At 68.4% G+C, this 18,824-nt stretch carries 18 protein-coding genes; 13 read left to right on the top strand and 5 right to left on the bottom strand.

Annotated elements, in window-relative coordinates; all coding sequences use genetic code 11:
• Positions 1–39: 39 nt before the first annotated feature.
• A complete protein-coding gene (locus AB4Y40_RS25190) occupies positions 40–564 on the bottom strand; it encodes a dihydroneopterin aldolase (protein ID WP_368690173.1) in 525 nt (174 codons plus the stop codon).
• Positions 565–913: 349 nt separating this feature from the next.
• Between AB4Y40_RS25190 and AB4Y40_RS25185 the strand changes: the two genes are divergently transcribed.
• Genes AB4Y40_RS25185 through AB4Y40_RS25170 form a run of 4 tightly spaced genes read left to right on the top strand, consistent with a single transcriptional unit; the run spans position 914 to position 4,228 of the window.
• A complete protein-coding gene (locus tag AB4Y40_RS25185; protein WP_368690122.1) occupies positions 914–1,510 on the top strand; it encodes a flavoprotein in 597 nt (198 codons plus the stop codon).
• A 22-nt stretch (positions 1,511–1,532) separates the two neighbouring features.
• Complete coding sequence (locus AB4Y40_RS25180) at positions 1,533–2,918, top strand: DUF6513 domain-containing protein (protein ID WP_368690121.1); 1,386 nt, start codon at positions 1,533–1,535, stop codon at positions 2,916–2,918.
• Positions 2,919–3,515: a DUF447 domain-containing protein gene (locus AB4Y40_RS25175; RefSeq protein WP_368690120.1), complete on the top strand. Its 597-nt coding sequence runs from the start codon at positions 2,919–2,921 to the stop codon at positions 3,513–3,515. It abuts the gene before it with no gap.
• Positions 3,512–4,228, top strand: coding sequence for a (5-formylfuran-3-yl)methyl phosphate synthase (locus AB4Y40_RS25170; RefSeq protein ID WP_368690119.1), 717 nt, complete (start codon positions 3,512–3,514; stop codon positions 4,226–4,228). Before AB4Y40_RS25175 ends, AB4Y40_RS25170 begins: the two co-directional genes overlap by 4 nt.
• A 32-nt stretch (positions 4,229–4,260) precedes the next feature.
• Here the strand turns inward: AB4Y40_RS25170 and AB4Y40_RS25165 are convergent, their stop codons facing one another.
• The 3 genes from AB4Y40_RS25165 to AB4Y40_RS25155 are packed head-to-tail and all read right to left on the bottom strand — an operon-like array spanning position 4,261 to position 6,988.
• Positions 4,261–4,851 carry an aspartate kinase gene (locus AB4Y40_RS25165; RefSeq protein ID WP_368690118.1) on the bottom strand — a complete coding sequence of 197 codons (591 nt, stop codon included), beginning with the start codon at positions 4,849–4,851 and terminating at the stop codon, positions 4,261–4,263.
• Positions 4,852–4,887: 36 nt separating this feature from the next.
• Positions 4,888–6,015 carry a hydantoinase/oxoprolinase family protein gene (locus AB4Y40_RS25160; RefSeq protein ID WP_368690117.1) on the bottom strand — a complete coding sequence of 376 codons (1,128 nt, stop codon included), beginning with the start codon at positions 6,013–6,015 and terminating at the stop codon, positions 4,888–4,890.
• Positions 5,972–6,988 (bottom strand): ATP-grasp domain-containing protein, encoded by a 1,017-nt coding sequence (locus tag AB4Y40_RS25155; protein WP_368690116.1) that lies wholly within the window; start codon positions 6,986–6,988, stop codon positions 5,972–5,974. The genes AB4Y40_RS25160 and AB4Y40_RS25155 overlap by 44 nt, the downstream gene beginning before the upstream one ends.
• Positions 6,989–7,001: 13 nt before the next feature.
• Here AB4Y40_RS25155 and AB4Y40_RS25150 point away from each other — a divergent pair, with 13 nt between their 5' ends.
• From AB4Y40_RS25150 to AB4Y40_RS25130, 5 genes are all read left to right on the top strand, one after another.
• Positions 7,002–7,715: a HisA/HisF-related TIM barrel protein gene (locus tag AB4Y40_RS25150; protein WP_368690115.1), complete on the top strand. Its 714-nt coding sequence runs from the start codon at positions 7,002–7,004 to the stop codon at positions 7,713–7,715.
• A 283-nt stretch (positions 7,716–7,998) separates the two neighbouring features.
• The gene (locus AB4Y40_RS25145) at positions 7,999–9,291 is read left to right on the top strand and encodes a formylmethanofuran dehydrogenase (protein WP_368690114.1); all 1,293 of its coding nucleotides are present in this window, start codon (positions 7,999–8,001) and stop codon (positions 9,289–9,291) included.
• A complete protein-coding gene (locus tag AB4Y40_RS25140) occupies positions 9,288–10,988 on the top strand; it encodes a formylmethanofuran dehydrogenase subunit A (protein WP_368690113.1) in 1,701 nt (566 codons plus the stop codon). Before AB4Y40_RS25145 ends, AB4Y40_RS25140 begins: the two co-directional genes overlap by 4 nt.
• Entirely contained in the window at positions 10,985–11,935 is a 951-nt protein-coding gene (gene fhcD, locus AB4Y40_RS25135) for a formylmethanofuran--tetrahydromethanopterin N-formyltransferase (RefSeq protein ID WP_368690112.1), read from the top strand. Before AB4Y40_RS25140 ends, fhcD begins: the two co-directional genes overlap by 4 nt.
• Entirely contained in the window at positions 11,932–12,756 is an 825-nt protein-coding gene (locus AB4Y40_RS25130; RefSeq protein WP_368690111.1) for a formylmethanofuran dehydrogenase subunit C, read from the top strand. Before fhcD ends, AB4Y40_RS25130 begins: the two co-directional genes overlap by 4 nt.
• A 45-nt stretch (positions 12,757–12,801) precedes the next feature.
• On the opposite strand, the gene AB4Y40_RS25125 is transcribed toward AB4Y40_RS25130, so the two are convergent.
• Entirely contained in the window at positions 12,802–13,713 is a 912-nt protein-coding gene (locus tag AB4Y40_RS25125) for a LysR family transcriptional regulator (RefSeq protein ID WP_368690110.1), read from the bottom strand.
• A gap of 262 nt (positions 13,714–13,975) precedes the next feature.
• On the opposite strand from AB4Y40_RS25125, the gene glyA reads away from it, so the two are divergent.
• Genes glyA through AB4Y40_RS25105 form a run of 4 tightly spaced genes read left to right on the top strand, consistent with a single transcriptional unit; the run spans position 13,976 to position 18,821 of the window.
• Positions 13,976–15,271: a serine hydroxymethyltransferase gene (glyA, locus tag AB4Y40_RS25120; protein WP_368690109.1), complete on the top strand. Its 1,296-nt coding sequence runs from the start codon at positions 13,976–13,978 to the stop codon at positions 15,269–15,271.
• A gap of 55 nt (positions 15,272–15,326) precedes the next feature.
• Positions 15,327–16,595 carry an aminotransferase class V-fold PLP-dependent enzyme gene (locus AB4Y40_RS25115; protein WP_368690108.1) on the top strand — a complete coding sequence of 423 codons (1,269 nt, stop codon included), beginning with the start codon at positions 15,327–15,329 and terminating at the stop codon, positions 16,593–16,595.
• A 46-nt stretch (positions 16,596–16,641) separates the two neighbouring features.
• Positions 16,642–17,598, top strand: coding sequence for a D-2-hydroxyacid dehydrogenase (locus AB4Y40_RS25110; protein WP_368690107.1), 957 nt, complete (start codon positions 16,642–16,644; stop codon positions 17,596–17,598).
• 44 nt (positions 17,599–17,642) lie between these two features.
• Positions 17,643–18,821 (top strand): malate--CoA ligase subunit beta, encoded by a 1,179-nt coding sequence (locus tag AB4Y40_RS25105; protein WP_368690106.1) that lies wholly within the window; start codon positions 17,643–17,645, stop codon positions 18,819–18,821.
• Positions 18,822–18,824: the final 3 nt, after the last annotated feature.

The raw sequence follows: 18,824 nt of genomic DNA, 5'->3' as shown, positions 1-18,824 counted from the left end.
CCGGGCAACAGCTCGGCCCGTCCCCGTCCCCGCCTCGCGTCAGAGCCCGCCTTCCGGCGGAAACATCCCCGCGCCTAGCAGCGCGAGCGCCACGCCTTCGCGCCTCGGCGCAGCGGCGGCAGGCGCGCGGCGCCGTTCGATCGTCACGCCCACGGCCTTCACATTCGCGAACTTGCGTGGCTTCACGAGCGCAACGCGGACCCAGTGCGCGCCGAAATCGACCAGCAGCATCTGCGCGATGCTCTCGGCAAGCGCCTCGAGCAGTTGCACGCCATGATTCGCCAGCAGCGCCAGCAGCGCGCCGTGGACCTTGCCGTAGTCGATGGTGTCGCCAATCGCGTCGGTTTCACAGGCGCGGCTGCGCGGCAAGCCCGCCCAGAGATCGATCTGCACCGGCTGCGGGTCATGCAGCTCCTCCGGGTCGATGCCGATCACCGTCTCGCCGGTAAAGCCTTCGATGAAGATGATATCCATCGGCTGCGCGCTCTCGCCTTCGGTTTGCGGCACCGCGCCGCCCGCGTACCGCGCCGGCCGGTCGAACATGCTCGTGTCGATTGCGTTCATCATTGCTCCTCTCGCTTCCATGGGAAATGCCGGCCCGCTGTCGTCCGCTCGCGGCGCGGCTCGCCTTGCGCCCTCCCCGGGCGCGCGGCCTGTGCCGACGTCATGCAAGAACCGTCCCAGGCACGAATGTCGCAAGCATGCGGGGCGTGACCGGCAGCGAAGCGGCGCGCAAGCAGGCGCAAGCAGGCGCGACGAGGCACAGGCCGGGCCAGGTGCATCCGCAACGCGCCGCGGCCCGTGACACTGTGTATCGCAATTTGCGCAACCTGCCGGCGCAACGCGCGGCAACTGTCCATGGCAACGGCTCATGGCCGAGACCAAAGGCTCATGGCAATAACGAAGGTGAACGATGACTCGACCGCACGACACAGAAGACGAAGCGACGCTCGCGAGGCCGCGCCTCGCGTGGGCCATCACCGGATCGGGGCACTACCTCGAAGAATCGCTCGCCCTGGCCGCCGCATTCCCCAACGTCGACCTGTTCCTCTCACGCGCGGCAGAAGAGGTACTGCCGCTCTACAAGATCGGCGTCGCGCCGCTGAAGACGCGCTTTCGCGTGTTCCGCGACAACAGCGCGAGCGCCGTGCCGGTGGGCATGCTCTATGAAGCCGGCCACTATCACACGCTCGTGATCGCGCCCGCCACGAGCAACACGGTCGCCAAGTGCGCATTCGGCATCTCCGACACGCTGCCGACCAACCTGTTCGCCCAGGCGGGCAAGCTCGGCATTCCCAGCCTCGTCTTTGCCTGCGACACCGAACCCGTCGTGGTCACGAAAAGCCCCCAGGAATGGGTGGAACTGAGGCCGCGCAACATCGAGCTGCAGAACGTCGAGCGCCTGCGGCAGATCGATCACTGCGTGGTGGCCAACTCGATCGAGGCGCTGCGCGAGGCGCTCGACGCCCGGCATCGAACGCTCGGGCTGCTCGCGGCCTTGCCGGCTTGAAACCTTGCGAGGCGCATGCATCATGGAACACATCGTCTTTCTCACCGGACGCCTCGCCCAGCCGGGCCTCGAGCGGGTGCTGCGCAGCCTCGAGCCCGCGCCGTTTACCTGGGAGATCCGCGAAATCGGCCTGCAGGTCGCGGCGCTCATGACGGCCGACATGATCCGCCGCCGCGTGAGTGCGCCCATCGCCGCCGACCGCGTGGTCGTGCCGGGCCGCTGCCGCGGCGACCTCGACGCGCTCTCGGCCCATTACGGCGTTCCGTTCGAGCGCGGCCCCGAAGAGCTCAAGGACCTCCCCGCGTATTTCAACCGCGCGGCGCGTCCCGTCGATCTCTCGCGCTACGACATCGCGATTTTTGCGGAGATCGTGGACGCACCGAAACTCGACGTCGAGCAGATCTGCCAGCGCGCCACGCGCTTGCGCGAGGACGGCGCCGATGTGATCGACCTGGGCTGCCTGCCCTCCACCCCGTTTGCGCATCTGGCGGACTCGGTCAAGGCGCTCAAGGAGCGCGGCTTCAAGGTGAGCGTCGATTCGATGGACGCGAAGGAGCTGGTACGCGGCGGCCGCGTCGGCGCCGACTATCTGCTGAGCCTCTCGAGCGAGACGATGTGGATTCTCAACGAGGTCGAGTCGACCCCCGTTCTCGTGCCGCGCGAGCCCGGCGACGAGGCTTCGCTATTCGCCGCCATCGAAGCCGTGAGCGCGCTGGGCCGGCCATTTCTCGCCGATCCGATTCTCGACCCGATTCCGTTCGGACTGCTGAAGTCGCTGCTGCGCTACCAGCGCGTGCGCGACGCGTTTCCCGAAGCGCCGATCATGATGGGCGTCGGTAACGTGACCGAGCTGACCGAGGCCGACACCAGCGGGATCAACGCAGTCCTGCTCGGCATGGGGGTGGAGCTGGGCATCTCCGCCATCCTGACGACTCAGGTGAGCCAGCATGCACGCCGCGCCGTTCGTGAAGCGGATGTCGCGCGCCGCGTCATGTATGCCGCCCGCGAGATGCGCACGCTGCCCAAGGGAATCTCGGACGACTTGATGACCGTGCACGCGAAGCGGCCCTTTCCCGACACGCCCGAAGAGATCGCCGAAACCGCGCGCGCTATCCGCGATCCGAACTTCCGGGTGCAGGTGTCGAGCGCGGGGGTGCACGTCTACAACCGCGACGGCCATCACGTGGCCACCGATCCGTTTGCGCTGTGGCCGCGCCTGAAGCTCGAAGACGACGGGGCGCACGCCTTCTACATGGGCGTGGAACTCGCGCGCGCGGAGGTGGCGTCGCGCCTCGGCAAGCGCTACGCGCAGGACCAGTCGCTCGACTGGGGCTGCGCCGCCGGGCGCGATGCGGACAACCTGCTCGAGCAATGCGCGCCGGGCACGACGATGCGCAAGGAGGCCTGAATGATTCACGAAACCGTAGTCACCACGTGTTCGGCCAACGGCACGCCGCATGTCGCGCCGATGGGCGCACGCTTCGAAGGAGACGGCGAAGGCGAGCGCGTGATCCTGATGCCGTTCCGCCCCTCCACCACCTATGACAACGTCATGGCGACCGGCTGCGCGGTGATGAACTTCACCACCGACGTGCGCGTCTTCGCTGGCTGCGTGACGGGCCGCCGGCGCTGGCCCACGCTGCCTGCCGGCACGGTGCCCTGCGTGCGGCTGGCGGGCTCGCTCGCACATGCCGAACTGCGCCTCGAGCACGAGAGCGGCGACCCGGGTCGCCCGGTGCTGACGATGCGGCGCGTGGCCGAAGCCACTCATGCGCCCTTCACCGGCTTCAATCGCGCCCAGGCCGCCGTGATCGAAGCGGCGGTGCTGGTGAGCCGCCTGCACCTGCTGCCGCGCGAGAAGATCGAAACGGAAATGGACTGGCTCACGATCGCCATCGAAAGGACGGCGGGCCCCGCCGAACGCGAAGCCTGGCAATGGCTCACCGGGGCGGTTGCCGCCTTTTACTCACGCACGGAGCGCGCCTTCGAGCGCGAAGCATCATGATCCGACTCCTCACCAGTGTGCGCGACCTCGCCGAGGCACGCGAAGCCGCCGCAGCGGGCGCCGATTTCATCGACCTCAAGGAGCCGCGCGCGGGCGCCCTGGGCGCGCTGCCTGCGGCGCGCGTCGCGAGCATCGTCTGCGCGCTGCGCGAGGCCCACCCGGGCCTGCCCGTGAGCGCGACGATCGGCGACCTGCGCGCAGGCGACCACGAGGCGATGACCCATTACTCGGACGCCATCGGCCGCTGCGGCGTGAACTATGTGAAGGCGGGTGTGGCACCGGGCCGCGCGGCGCGCGAGACACTCGAACGCATGCGCGCGTTGCGCTGGACGATGGTGCCCGTGCTGCTCTGCGACGACGGGCTCGACCTCACGCTCGTCGAGTACGCCTGCGAACTGGGCTTCGCCGCGGTGATGGCCGATACGGCGCGCAAGGACACCGGCGGGCTGTTTCGCTGCGTGCCGCTCGCCGTGCTCGACAGCATGGTGCAGATCGCGCGCGCACACGAGGTGATGGTCGGGCTCGCCGGCGCGCTGAGGATCGAGCACGTGCCTCGCATACGCGCGCTGCTGCCCGACTTCGCGGGCTTTCGCAGCGCGCTGTGCAAGGGCGCGCGCACCGGCCGGCTCGAAGCCGCGCGCGTGCAGGCGTTACGCGCGGCGCTCAGCGGCCACACGCAAGGCATGCCGTATGAGGCCGCGCAAGCCGCTTGAGTGACGTGAGCGGCTTGCGCCGCTCGTACCGGTCAGGACGTCGCCGCGTGCAGCAGCAGCTCGCGCACACGCGGCCAGTCGTGCTTGTTCAGGATTTCGAAAGGATAGGAGGCGTCGCGGGTAAACTCGGCGAAGCGCCGGTCGAGCACGCCTTGCGCCACGTGTTGCCCCACACTGCACGCCGGATCGATCTCGCACGACTTGACGACCAGGAGCCGCTCCGCGTTCAGCCGGTTGGCGAGCCACGCCGCGAGGCTATCGGAGGTCACGTCCCAGCTCGTCAACCGGTCGGCCTGCTGGCGCAGCAGGTCGAATGGCGCCCATACGGCGGTCCTGCCTTCGTAGAGCGCATGCCGGATCTGCGTCTCGCGCGCCGCGACCACGAGCCGGCGGCATAAGCCCTTCATCATCAGCGCGTGCTGCGCCATCGCGAGCGCCGCCATGTTGTGCGCGTCCACGTCGTCGAAGCGCCAGACCGATTGATGCTCGCGCACCTGGTCCGCAAAGCCGCCGCCGCCCGGCACGATCACCACGCGGCCGCCGCCAAGCTCGCTCAACTCGTTCAGCCACGTTCGAAGCAGCGGATCGCGGCTCAAGCTTCCGCCCAGCTTCACCACCCACATAAGGGCTCCCTTGGCGGCATCGCGCTCGCCACCATGTCAGACGAGCACCGCATGGGCGCCTGCCGCACTTGCCATACTCGTCGCCTCGCGTCGGGCGCTGCCGGCGAACAGCAGCGCGACCGCCGCGCCCGGCGCGCAGACCTGCGCCCACGCAGCCGCATCGGCGCGGGCCTCGACGAGCGTCGCGAAGCGCACGACCTCGTAGCCGCACGAGGCCGCCAGCGCCTCGGCGAGAAACGCGCCGCAGCCCGCCGCGACCACCACGGCATCGTGCGCGAGCGCACTGGCCCCCAGCACGCGCGTGAGGTTCGCGGCCAGATGCGCGAGTTGCAGGTCGCGCCAATGGTGCGCCAGCGCCATCCATTCAGAGTCCGTCGCATCGCGCGCGTCATGGCCGAGCATGCGCGCGAGGCGGCGGCGCGTGGCCGCGGCGTCCTTGCCGCCGCCGTCCGCTGCGGGATGCTGGTCGTGCATGGGCTGGAGCTCGCCGGTGAGACGGTAGAGGTCGGCCGTGGTCGCGAAGTGCTCGTTCATCACGTTGTAAGTCTCGCCGCGAAAGCCGACGCGCTGCGCAAGCGCGCACAACGGCGTGCGCACGACACCCTGGTAGACCAGCTCGCCCGTGCGCAGGCGCCCCGCGTCGTCGGCGGCGCGCGCGACGATTCGCCCGCCGCGCACCGGAATCAGGTCGGTGGTCGTGCTGCCGATGTCGATCAGCACGGCGTCGCGCAGGCGGCTCGCGACGACCTGCGCCGTGGCGAGCCAGTTCGCGGAAGCAATGCGCGCCCAGTGCGCGGCCACGCCGTCGAGCGCGCACCACCCGGCCTCGCCCGCGTAGAACACCACGCGTGCGCCGAGGTGCGCGGCGAAGCGCTGCGCGAGCGCGCTCACACCGGCCTCGCGGTGCTCGAACAGATCCGCCATTTCGCCCGTCATCGTCACCGCGTGGGTGGCGCGCGCGAGATCGGGCCAGCGCGCGACGGCCTCGCCGAGCGCGGCGTCGAGCTGCGCGAGGCCCTGCCAGAGCGGACAGGCCCACTGGGCGACGTCGAGCACGCGGCCCTGTACGACGCGCGCCGCCTTGACATGCGCGCCGCCAATATCCCAGCCGATCACGATTTCAGGCGACATAGCAAATCCGCTCGGCCCCGGTCTGTTCTTCATGATGTACCTCGCGATGGGCTTCCCGATGCGCCGCCAGCACGCGCGCCGCCAGATTCGTGTCCAGCCGTGCGGAGAGTCCGGCGTAAGCGCAGGTCACGCGCGGATTGATTTCGATGAGCACAGGCCCCCGCTCGCGATGCCAGACGAGGTCGATGCCGACGAAGCCCGCCAGCCCGGGCAGCGCGCGCGCCACGCGCGCCGCGAGCTCGGCACAGGCATGGCCCACGAGACTGTCCAGCGAGATCGCGCCGACCGTTACGCCTTCGTAGGCCAGCCGGCCCTGCGTCACGCCGATATGCTGCCAGTTCACGCTCAGCAGTTCCGCGTGGTCCGGCGTGCACAGCAATGAAAGGCTCAGCGCATCGCCCTCCACCCACTCCTCGAAGGTCACGCGCTCCTGCGCCGCGAGACGGGCGAGGAACGCGGACTGAGCCTCGCGCCAATCGTCGTAGAACCGCGTGTCGAGCGCGCCCGCGCCGTCATCGGGCTTGACGACCCACGCGGGCGCGTCGGGCTGCAAGGGCGCTTCGGCGGACCACGCGCGCGTCGTCGCGACGCCGGCCTGCGCGAGGTGCCGCACCGTTGCACGCTTGCTGCCCGCGATTTGCAGCGAGGCCGCGTCGCAACCTATCCAGCGCGTGGCGTCGACCGCGCCGCACAGCGCGGCGAGCACGCCGCCGGTCTCGGGCGCGATGACCCAGACCATGTCGTGATGCAGCGCCTCCGCGCCAACGAAAGCGACGGCATCGTGCCCAGGCGGCGGCGCGCGCCACGTCAGCGCCGGTGCACGCGGGCCGGTTGCGGCGGCTTCGCTCGCGCTGCCCACGCAGGTCACTTCGACGCCCGGGATGCGCGCGAGATCGCCCGCAACGGCATCGCGCATCGCGCGCCCCATCGCCAGCAGCTCCGGCACGGCAGCGGCTGCCGTGTCGCCGCCCGCACTGATATATTCGTAGACCAGTACCTTCGTCATTGCTCGCTCCCCCATGCAAATCATTCCTGTCATCGACGTACTCGGCGGCACCGCGGTACGCGCCGTCCGCGGCGAGCGCAGCCGCTACCGCCCGCTCGAATCCCAGCTTTGCCGCGGCAGCGATCCCGTGGATGCCGCACGCGCCCTGCTCGACTACTGTGGCGCCCGTGTCCTCTATGTCGCCGATCTCGACGGCATCATGCACGGCGCACCGCAACGCGAACTGCTCGGCCGCCTCGCCGGCGCGCTGCCCGGCGTCGAACTCTGGCTCGACGCGGGCTTCACCGATCCCGCTGCGGCCAGCACGCTGGTCGCGGCGCTGGGCACAAGCGGCGCCCTGCTCACACCGGTCTTCGGCAGCGAATCGCTGCACGCCGGTGCGCTGGCGCAACTGCCCGCCAACGCGATCCTCTCGCTCGACCGCCGTCACGACACGCCGCTCGGCGACCCGCAGTGCTGGACCGATGCGTCGCACTGGCCCGCGCGCCTCATCGTCATGACGCTGGAGCGCGTGGGCTCGTTCGAAGGCCCTTCGCTCGCGGCGATCGCCGAAGTCCGGCAACGCGCGGAGCAACGGCAGATCATCGGCGCCGGCGGCATTCGCAATGCAGACGATCTGCAAGCGGCGGCGGCATCGGGCGCGAGTGCGTGGCTCGTGGCCTCCGCATTGCACGAGCGGCGTATTCCCGCTGCGTTCCCTGCACCCCCTCCTTCTTCCGCATCCTGATTGCGCGCATGGCGCAAGCCACATCCCAGCAATCACGTTTCATGCCAGTGGCGTGCGCACGCAATCGCTCACGGGTGTAATGGCAGCGGCGGGCCCCGGCGCGCGGGCGCATGTGAACCAGGCGTGATGCCTGCGTGACACTGTGTGACGCAGGCGCGGCACGCCGTGCGCATTGTGTGCCGTGCACGGCGCGCGCCGTGCGCGTACGCAGCCGCGAATCGCACGGCAAACGCCCAGCCGCCCGCCGCAGCGCGCATGGCACACGCCTTGCAAATCGGCAGGCATGGATGCGACTCTTCACTCCCCACCCTGGACCTGCCCGTTCTGCGCATTGCTGTGCGACCGCTTCAGCGTCGCGCGCGGCGAGACGCTGACCCCGGCAGGCACGAGCTGCCCACGCGCCGCGCGCGGGCTCGCCCAGTTCGGCGCCACGCCTTCGTCGGCCACGCCCATGCTGAACGGTCAGCCCGCCGATGCGCCAACCGCGCTCGACACGGCGGCGCAATGGCTGGCCCGTGCGCGCCAGCCGCTCTTCGGCGGCATGGCCACCGACGTCGCCGGCGCGCGCGCTCTCTATCGGCTGGCCAACGCGTGCGGAGCCATCGTCGATCACGCGCATGGCCGCTCGCTGATGCACGGCCTGACTGCCCTGCAGGACCGCGGCGCCTTCACGACGACGCTCGCCGAGATCCGCAATCGCGCCGACCTCATCGTCTGCATCGGCGCGTCGCCTTCGGTGCGGTATCCGGAATTCTTCGCGCGCTGCGCAGTCGGCGCCGATGCGGCTGGCGTGGGACCGGCGCACCGCACCGTAGTCTTCTTCGGCTGCGAGGCCGACCCGGCGCTGGCAAGCCGGGCCGATGTCGAGGCGTTGACCGTGCCGCTGCAGGGCGACCTCTACGACGCCCTCGCCACCACCAACGCGCTGCTCAACGGCAAGTCGCCGCGCGAGACGTCCGTATCCAGCATGGCCGCCCTGACCTCGCTGATCGAGCGCATGCGCGCGGCCGACTACACCGCGATCGTATGGACTCCCGCCGATTTGCCAGGGCCGCACGCCGCGCTGCTCGTTGAAGGCTTCGATCGTCTGCTGAAAACGCTCAACCGCACCCGCCGCGCGGGCGGCCTCGCGCTCGGCGGCGACGACGGCGGCGCGAGCGTCAACCAGACGCTCACCTGGCTCTCCGGCCTGCCGCTGCGCACGGGTGTGCATCGCAGCGGCCTCGAGCATGCGCCGCAGCGCTACGACACGGCGCGCCTGCTCGCCGACCATGCCGTGGACGCGCTCGTTTGGGTCGCGAGCTTCGGCGCGGACCTCCCGCCGCCGCGCACCGCGGTCCCAACGATCGTGCTCGGCCATCCGGGCCTCGCCGCGGCGTGCGCGGACCGTGCCGGTCCCACGCTCTTCGTGCCCGTCTCCACGCCGGGCATCGGCTCGCCGGGGCACCTGTTCCGCGCCGACGGCGGGGTCGTGTTGCCGCTCACGCCGGTCTACGAAGACACGCTGCCCACTGTCGCCGCTTTCGCCGCCACGCTCGGCGAAAAGCTCGCATCCCGAAGGGAGAACGCCGCATGAGCACGTTTCGTCTGCGCGGCGGCCGCGTATTCGATCCCGCAAGCCGGGTCAATGGGCAGATCGCCGATATCTGCGTGCGCGATGGCCGCATCGTCGAGCTTCCCGCCAACGAGCCCGTGGATCGCGAATACGACGCCACCGGCATGGCCGTGATGGCGGGCGGCATCGACATGCATTCGCATATCGGCGGCGGCAAGGTCAATCTCGCCCGCATGCTGCTACCCGAGGACCACCGGCTGCGCATGCAGCGCGAGGAAGCCGAAAATGCGCTGGAGCTGGCCTCGTGCGGCGTCTGCACGCCCGGCACGCTGGCGACCGGTTACCGCTACGCCGAGATGGGCTACACCGCCGCGTTCGAGCCGGCGATGATCGCGTCGAACGCGCGGCACACGCATCTGGAGATGGGCGACACGCCGATCATCGACCACGGCGCCTACGTGATGCTGGGCAACGACGAGCTATTCCTGCGCCTGCTTGCGCAGGGCGCGGACTTCGAGAGGCTGCGCGATTACGTGGGGTGGTCCATCAACGCGACGAAGGCGCTGGGCGTGAAGGTCGTGAACCCGGGCGGCATTTCCGCGTTCAAATTCAACCAGCGCAGCCTCGACGTCGATGAAGCGCACACGCAATACGCGATCACGCCGCGCCAGGTCCTCCATACGCTCGCGCGCGCGCTGACCGAACTGGGCATTCCGCATCCGCTGCACATTCACGCGAGCAATCTGGGCGTGCCCGGCAACGTCGAGTCCACGCTCGCGACCATTGACGCGCTCGAAGGGCTGCCAGGCCACATCACGCACATCCAGTTCCATAGCTACGGCGCCGAGGGGCCACGCAAGTTCTCGTCGGCCGCCGAGCGCATTGCCGAGGCCGTCAACGCGAATCCGCACATCTCCATCGACGTTGGCCAGATCATGTTCGGACAGACCGTCACGGCCTCCGGCGACATCATGAAGCAGGTGAAGCAGGCCGAGTTCGCCTCGCCGCGCAAGTGGATCGCGGGGGATATCGAGTGCGACGCGGGCTGCGGCGTGGTGCCGTTCCGCTATCGCGAAGCGAGCTATGTGAATGCGCTGCAATGGACGATTGGTCTCGAGCTCTTTCTGATGGTGAAGAACCCCTGGCAAATCACGCTGACCACCGACCACCCGAACGGCGGCCCGTTCACCAGCTATCCGCATCTGATCCGGCTGCTGATGGACAAGTCGTTCCGCAACGAGCAGCTCGCGAAGCTGCATCCCGAGGTGGTTCATCAGTCGGCGCTCGCGGGCATGACGCGCGAACTGAGCCTCGACGAGATCGCGGTCCTCACGCGCGCCGCGCCGGCCCGCTTGCTCGGCCTGCGCGAGCGCGGCCGGCTGAGCCCCGGCGCCGCCGCCGACATTGCCGTGTATCGCGAGAACGCCGACCGTGAAGCCATGTTCAGCACACCGGAGTATGTCTTCAAGGACGGCGAACTGGTTGCGCGCCTTGGCCGCATCGTCGCGACTCCCGTGGGCGGCACGCATTTCGTCGAGCCGGAGTTCGACCGCTCGATCGAGCGCACGCTGAGCGAGTATGGCGAGCGCCACCTCGCGTACAACATCCGCCACGCCGCGATAAGCCGCGACGAGCTGTGTTCGTGCTGCAACGGCGGGCGCCTGCTGCCAACAGCGTGCGGCGTGCACCACGAGACGACCGGAGGACAGCCGGCATGAGCGCAACCCCGGGCACCGCGGAAAAGCCGCCGCTCACGATCAACGGCGTGACGATCGACGACACCTTCGCAGAAGCCTTTCCGATGAAGGCCACGCGGCTCGTCATCACCGCGCACAATGCCGTTTGGGCGCGCCACGCGGCGGTGGCGGCCACGGGCTTCGCGACCTCGGTGATCGCCTGCGGCTGCGAAGCCGCCATCGAGCGCGAATTCGCGCCAGACGCCTCGCCTGACGGCCGGCCTGGCATCGCGATCCTGCTTTTCTCGATGTCGGGCAAGGAACTGGCCAAACAGGTCGAGCGCCGTGTCGGCCAGTGCGTGCTCACCTGCCCGACCACGGCCGTTTATGCGGGGATCGCAGAGGGCGAGGCCATCGCGCTCGGCAAGAACCTGCGCTTTTTCGGCGACGGCTGGCAAGTCTCGAAGATGATCGACGGCGTGCGCTACTGGCGCGTGCCCGTCATGGACGGCGAGTTCGTTGCGCAGGAAACGACTGCCGTCATCAAGGGGGTGGGCGGCGGCAACCTGCTGCTGCTCGCACGCGACACCGACGCGGCGCTCGCCGCCGCCGAGGCCGCGGTCGAGGCGATGCGGCGCGTGCCCAACGCCATCATGCCGTTTCCAGGCGGCGTGGTGCGCTCGGGCTCGAAGGTCGGTTCGAAGTATGCGGCGCTGCCCGCCTCGACCAACGACGCGTATTGCCCCACGCTTGCGGGCCTCGCGCCGCGCACCGCGTTGAACGGCGAGACTCGCTGCGTGCTGGAGATCGTGATCGACGGGCTCAGCGAGACGGACGTCGCGAATGCGATGCGCGCCGGCATCGAAGCCGTGACCGCGCGCGGCGCGCAAGCGGGCGTCACGCGTATCGCAGCGGGCAATTATGGCGGCAAGCTCGGCCCCTTCCACTTTCATCTGCACCGGCTGTGCGGCCACGGAGAGACGCCATGAAGCGCATCACGCTGCGCATCAAGCAGCCGCCCGCGCTGCGCATCGACGCGCGCACCCTGCTGCCCGCGGCGCTGGCCGCTTCGAGCGAAGCGGAGATCGAACGCGTGGGGCTCTGGCATGGGACGGAACGCATCGCGCTCGCAGACCTGTTCGACGTCCGCGCGCACGCGACGCCCGACGCGCCGCCGTGCATCGCCTTCGAAGGCGACTTGCGCCGCTTCGACCGCATTGGCTGCGCGATGAGCGGCGGCACGATCATCGTGGAAGGCGGCGTAGGTGACCTCGTGGGCGCGCAGATGAGCGCCGGATCGATCGTCGTGAGCGCGGGCGCCGGCAGCTTCGCGGCCTGTGAGATGGCGGGCGGGCGCATCGAGATTGGCGGCGACACCGGCGATTTCGCGGCGGCGCCGTTGCCGGGCAGCATGGACGGCATGCGCGGCGGCATCCTCATCGTGCGCGGCCACGCCGGCGAGCGCTTCGGCGACCGTATGCGGCGCGGCACGGCGCTCGTGTTCGGCAACGCGGGTGCGTTCGCGGCCTCGCGCATGGTGGCGGGCACGATCGGCATTTCGGGCAGCGTGGGCGAGCACCTCGCCTATGGCATGCGGCGCGGCTCGCTGCTGCTGCCCGGCCAGCGGCAGGCGCCGGGCACCAACCGCTTCGTCGAAAACCATGCCGAAGCGAGCGTCTTCTGGCGCCTGCTCACGCGCAGCCTCGCGCGCGAAGGGGGCGTGTTCGGCGAGCTGGCGAGCGAGGCGCCGAGGCGTTTCCTGGGCGACATTTCCGTGGACGGCAAGGGGGAACTCCTCTTCGCGCGCTAGACGGTTTGGCGAAGCAGCGCGTGCGCGTCACCTTACCGAGACGCGCTACGCCGTGTCGGCCACCTTCTGCGCCTCGTCGATCAACGTCCGCTTGAACGCCTCGATCGCCGCCGAAAGATGCTTGTTCTCGCGATGCACGATATACAGGTAGCGGACGATCGGAAAACGCTCCACGTCCAGCACCTTCAGGCGCAGCGTCTCCAGCTCCGGCAGGATGGTCTGCAACGGCACGATCGATAGCCCCATGCCGGCGTGGACGCAGCACTTGACCGCGTCGTTGCTGCTCACCTCGAGCCCGGGGCGAAAACGGATGCGGTGCTCCGCAAAAAAACGCTCCATGACGCGCCGCGTGCCCGAGCCCGGCTCGCGCACGACGAAGATTTCGTCCTCCAGCGCAGCCAGCGGTATGGCGCGCTGCCGCGCGAGCGGGTGATCGGGCGGCGCGATCGCCACCAGCGGGTTCTTCATGAACGGCTGCGCAACGAGCCCCTGCCCTTCGGGCGGCTGGCCCATGATCGCCAGATCGGTTTCATTGCTGGCCAGTGCGCCCAGCACGGCCTCGCGGTTCGCGAACTTCAGGCGCACACGCACGCCGGGAAACGCCTTCGTAAAGCGTGAAACGCACTCGAGCGCGAGATGGCCCGCCGTGCCCGTCACGGCGCACACGCGGATCTTCCCCTGCTTCGTTTCGCGCATCTGGTCGAGCGACTCTTCGAGTATCTTGAGCTGCTGCTGGATCGAGCGCGTATGGCTATACACCTCGCGGCCCGCCTCGGTGAGGAAGATGCGCCGCCCGATCTGCTCGAACACCGGCATGCCGATGGCTTCTTCGAGGTGCTTGAGTTGTGCCGATACGCCCGGCTGGGTGAGGTGCAGCTCTTCGGCCGCGCGCGAGAAGCTCAGGTGACGCGCCGCCGCCTCGAAAACCCGCAATTGCCGCAATGTCAGGTTAAGCATGCGCTTCCTCTATTCGTCGCCAACCTTCAGCCCCCCCTCGCGGCCGCGCAGAAAAGCGCCCGCACCATGCCTTCACTGTACCAGCGGCGGCTAGTGCGGCAATGCCTACGACGGGGTATTCCTCGCAGGCGCGAGGCCCGCGGCTATTGGCTTGCGCGGCTGGTTATGGGTTGGATAAGAAACCGGAATGAGTCTTTTCGGCCTCGCGCCACTACCATCATTCTCAAGTTTCCCACATCGACCATCCACACAAGGGTGCCCCATGTTCAGCTTCCAGCAGACCATTGCAGCGACCGATCCGGAATTGCGTCAGGCCATCGTAGCGGAGTCCGTGCGGCAGCAGGACCACATCGAGCTGATCGCATCGGAGAACTATACGTCCCCCGCCGTGATGGAGGCGCAGGGCTCGCTGCTCACCAACAAGTATGCCGAAGGCTATCCGGGCAAACGCTACTACGGCGGCTGCGAACATGTGGACGTGGCCGAGCAGCTCGCTATCGACCGCGCGAAAACGCTTTTCGGCGCCGAGTATGCGAACGTGCAGCCGCACTCCGGCTCGCAAGCGAATCAGGCCGTGTATCTGTCCGTGCTCAAGCCCGGCGACACTATCCTCGGTATGTCGCTCGCCCACGGCGGGCACCTGACCCACGGTGCTTCGGTGAACGCGAGCGGCAAGCTCTTCAACGCCGTGGCCTACGGCCTGCATCCGCAAACCGAGGTGATCGACTACGACGAGGTCGAGCGCCTCGCGCGCGAGCACAAGCCGCGCATGATCGTCGCGGGCGCTTCCGCGTATTCGCTCGTGATCGACTGGCAGCGTTTTCGCGCGATCGCGGACAGCGTAGGCGCGTGGATCTTCGTCGACATGGCGCATTACGCGGGCCTGATCGCGGCGGGCCTCTACCCGAGCCCGGTCGGCATCGCCGACTTTGTCACCTCGACGACGCACAAGACGCTGCGCGGCCCGCGCGGCGGCCTGATCCTCTCCAGCGCCGAGCATGAGAAGGCGCTCAACTCCACGATTTTCCCCGGCATTCAGGGCGGCCCGCTCATGCACGTGATCGCGGCGAAGGCGGTCGCATTCCGTGAAGCGATGAGCGACGAATTCAAGCAGTACCAGCAGCAGGTGATGATTAACGCGAGCGCGATGGCCGAAACACTCCAGGAGCGCGGGCTGCGGATCGTCTCGGGCCGCACGGAGTCGCATCTCTTTCTCGTCGACCTGCGCGCGAAAAACATCACGGGCAAGGACGCCGAGGCCGCGCTGGGCCGTGCAGGCATCACCGTGAACAAGAATGCCATTCCGAACGACCCGCAAAAGCCGTTCGTCACTAGCGGCATTCGCGTGGGCTCGCCCGCGATGACCACGCGCGGCTTTGGCGCGGTCGAAGCACGCCAGCTCTCTCATCTGATCGCCGACGTGCTCGAAGCGCCAGCCAACGATCTCGTGATCCGCCGCGTGGCCGACGCCGTGCATTCCCTCACCACGCGCTTCCCGGTTTACGGCGATGCGCCCAAAGAGCGCCACAGCACGGCGGCGAGCCACTCCGCAACCTGATTCGCCACTGCCATCATCCGACCGATACCGTTCTTCATTACATAGGAGTACAGACATGTCGAATACCACTGGAACGCGCATCCCGGGCCGCAACATCCTCGCTGTTCCCGGCCCCACGAACATTCCCGACGCCGTGCTGCGCGCCATGGTCGTGTCGATGGAGGATCATCGCTCGTCACGCTTCCCCGAGCTTGCCAACGGCCTGCTGTGCGACCTCAAGCGCCTCTACAAGACCACGAGCGGGCAGCCGTTCATCTTCCCCTCTTCGGGCACGGGCGCCTGGGAGGCCGCGCTGACCAATACGCTCTCGCCGGGCGACCGCGTGCTGGTCGCGCGCTTCGGGCAATTCAGCCACTTGTGGGCGGACATGGCGCAGCGCCTTGGCTTCGAGGTCGAGATCATTGACGTGGACTGGGGCGAAGGCGTGCCCGTCGAGCGCATCGAAGAGGTGCTGCGCGCCGACAAGAAGCATCAGATCAAGGGCATCCTCGCGTGCCACAACGAAACGGCCACTGGCGTGACGAGCGACATCGGCGCGCTGCGTCACGCGATGGACAACGCCCATCACCCGGCGCTGCTGTTCGTGGACGGCGTGAGCTCGATTGGCTGCATCGACTTCCGCATGGACGACTGGCGCGTCGATCTCGCCGTGACGGGCTCGCAAAAGGGGCTGATGCTGCCCGCGGGCCTCGGCATTCTCTGCGTGAGCCCGAAGGCGCTCAAGGCAATGGAGCATGCGAAGTCGAAGCGCTGCTACTTCGATCTCGGCGACATGATCAAGGCCAACGCGACCGGCTATTTCCCGTACACGCCGGCCCTCTCGCTGCTCTACGGCCTGCGCGCCTCGCTCGAACTGATCTTCGAGGAAGGGCTCGACAACGTGTTCGCGCGCCATCACTACCTCGCACAGGGCGTGCGCGCCGCGGTCACCGAAGGCTGGGGGCTCGAACTCTGCGCGAAGGCGCCGAAGTGGCACTCGGACACCGTGAGCGCCATTGTCGTGCCGCAGGGCTTCAACGCGGCGCACGTGATCGACGTGGCCTTCCGGCGCTACAACCTCGCGCTCGGCGCGGGGCTCTCGAAGGTGGCAGGCAAAGTGTTCCGCATTGGCCACCTCGGCGACCTCAACGAGCTGATGCTCACGAGCGCGATCGCGGGCGCGGAAATGGCCATGCTCGATGTGGGCATCGACGTCCGCCCGGGCAGCGGCACCGGCGCGGCCACGCAGTACTGGCGCACCCACGACCGCACACGCAAGGCGCAACGCGAGGAAGCCGGGCACGCGGAGTCGGTCGAGCCACTGCGCCGCGTGGCCGCGGCCTGAGCGCTTTCTTCCCACGCACACTGCAAACCGGAAGGACACCGAAATCATGCGACACGACATCGTCTTTCTCGACCGCTCCACATTGAAGGCCAAACTGCGCCGTCCCGCCTTCGAGCATTGCTGGGCGCAGTACGACGTGACCGCGCCGCACGATGTCGTGCGGCGGCTCGAAGGCGCGACCATCGCGATCACCAACAAGGTGCCGCTGCGCGCCGAAACACTCGCGCAGTTGCCGCGCCTCGCGATGATCGCGGTGGCCGCGACGGGCTACGACGTGATCGACACGGCGTACTGCCGCGCGCACGGCATCGCGGTGGCGAACATCCGCAACTACGCCACGCATACGGTCCCCGAGCACACCTTCGCTCTGATCCTCGCGCTGCGGCGCAATCTGCTCGCCTATGGCAACGACGTGCGGCGTGGCCGCTGGCAGGCGTCGAACCAGTTCTGCTTCTTCGATCACCCGATTCGCGACCTGCACGGCGCGACGCTCGGCATCGTCGGCGACGGCGCGCTCGGCCGGGGCACCGCCGCCATTGCACGCGGCTTCGGCATGCGTGTGCTGTTCGCGGAGCATGCGTCGACGAAGGACAAGCCGCGCGATGTCGCGTTCGTGCCGCTCGATCAGTTGCTGCGCGAAGCGGACATCGTCTCGCTGCACACGCCGCTTCGGCCCGAAACGCGCAACCTGATCGGGCTCGATCAGATCAAGACGATGAAGCGCAGCGCGCTCCTCATCAACACCGCGCGCGGCGGCCTGGTTTGCGAGGCATCGCTTGCCACGGCGCTGCGCGAAGGACTGATCGCGGGTGCGGGCTTCGACGTGCTGAGCACCGAGCCGCCGAAAGCCGGCAATCCGCTCCTCGAACTCGATCTGCCGAACTTCATCCTCACACCGCACGTGGCCTGGGCGTCGGACGGCGCGATGCAGTTTCTCGCCGACCAGTTGATCGACAACGTGGAGGCCTACGTGAGTGGCGAACCGCAGCATCTGGTCGCCTGAGCACTCGGCGGCATCCCTTTTCTCATCGGTATGGAACGACCATCATGGACATTCACGAATATCAGGCGAAGGAACTGCTGTCCGGTTTCGGCGTGCCCATCCAGCGCGGGCTCGTTGCTTATACGCCGGACCAGGCCGTGTATTGCGCCACCGAGCTGGGCGGCTGGCACTGGGCCGTGAAAGCGCAGATCCACTCGGGCGCGCGCGGCAAGGCGGGCGGCATCAAGTTGTGCGAAACGTATCACGACGTGCACGAGGCGGCGGCTTCGCTGTTCGGCAAGCGCCTTGCGACCGCGCAGACGGGCCCGGAAGGCAAGGTCGTCGAACGCGTGTATATCGAAGTGGCCGAGAAGTTCGAGCGCGAGATTTATCTGGCCATCGTGCTCGACCGCAAGACCGAGCGCGTGCGCGTGATCGTCTCCGCACAGGGCGGCATGGATATCGAGGAGGTGGCCAGCACGAACCCCGAGGCCATTCTGCAGACGATCGCCGAACCGGCGGTGGGCCTGCAGCCGTTCCAGGCACGCGAGCTGGCCTTCGGTCTCGGCCTGAACATCAAGCAGGTGAGCCGCGCCGTCGCGGCGATCATGGGCGCGTACCGGGCGTTTCGCGACCTCGACGCGACGATGGTGGAGATCAACCCGCTCGTCGTGACCGCCGACGACCGCGTGATCGCGCTGGACGCCAAGGTCACGTTCGACGACAACGGCCTGTTCCGCCACTCGCATGTATCGGAGATGCGCGACGCCTCGCAGGAGGACCCGCGCGAATCGGAGGCGGCGCAGTTCGGGCTCAACTACGTGGGCCTCGAGGGCGACATCGGCTGCATCATCAACGGCGCCGGGCTCGCGATGGCCACGATGGACACCATCAAGTACGCCGGCGGCGAGCCCGCGAATTTTCTCGACGTGGGGGGCGGCGCATCGCCCGAGCGCGTGGCCGCAGCCTTTCGCCTCGTGCTCTCGGACACCAACGTCTCGGCCATCCTCGTGAATATCTTCGCGGGCATCAACCGCTGCGACTGGGTGGCCGAGGGCGTCGTGCAGGCCGCAAAGAACCTGCGCGTGCCGCTCGTGGTCCGGCTCGCGGGCACGCATGTCGAAGAGGGGCGCCGCATCATCCGCGAGAGCGGGCTGCCGATCATCGCGGCCGAATCGCTGCTCGAAGCGGCCCAGAAGGCCGTCGAGGCGTCGAAGGCGCATCGCGCCAGAAAGAGCAAATAGGAG

Source organism: Paraburkholderia sp. EG287B (assembly GCF_040965595.1).
Classification (GTDB): Bacteria; Pseudomonadota; Gammaproteobacteria; order Burkholderiales; family Burkholderiaceae; genus Paraburkholderia.
This window is presented reverse-complemented; position numbering and strand designations above follow the sequence as displayed.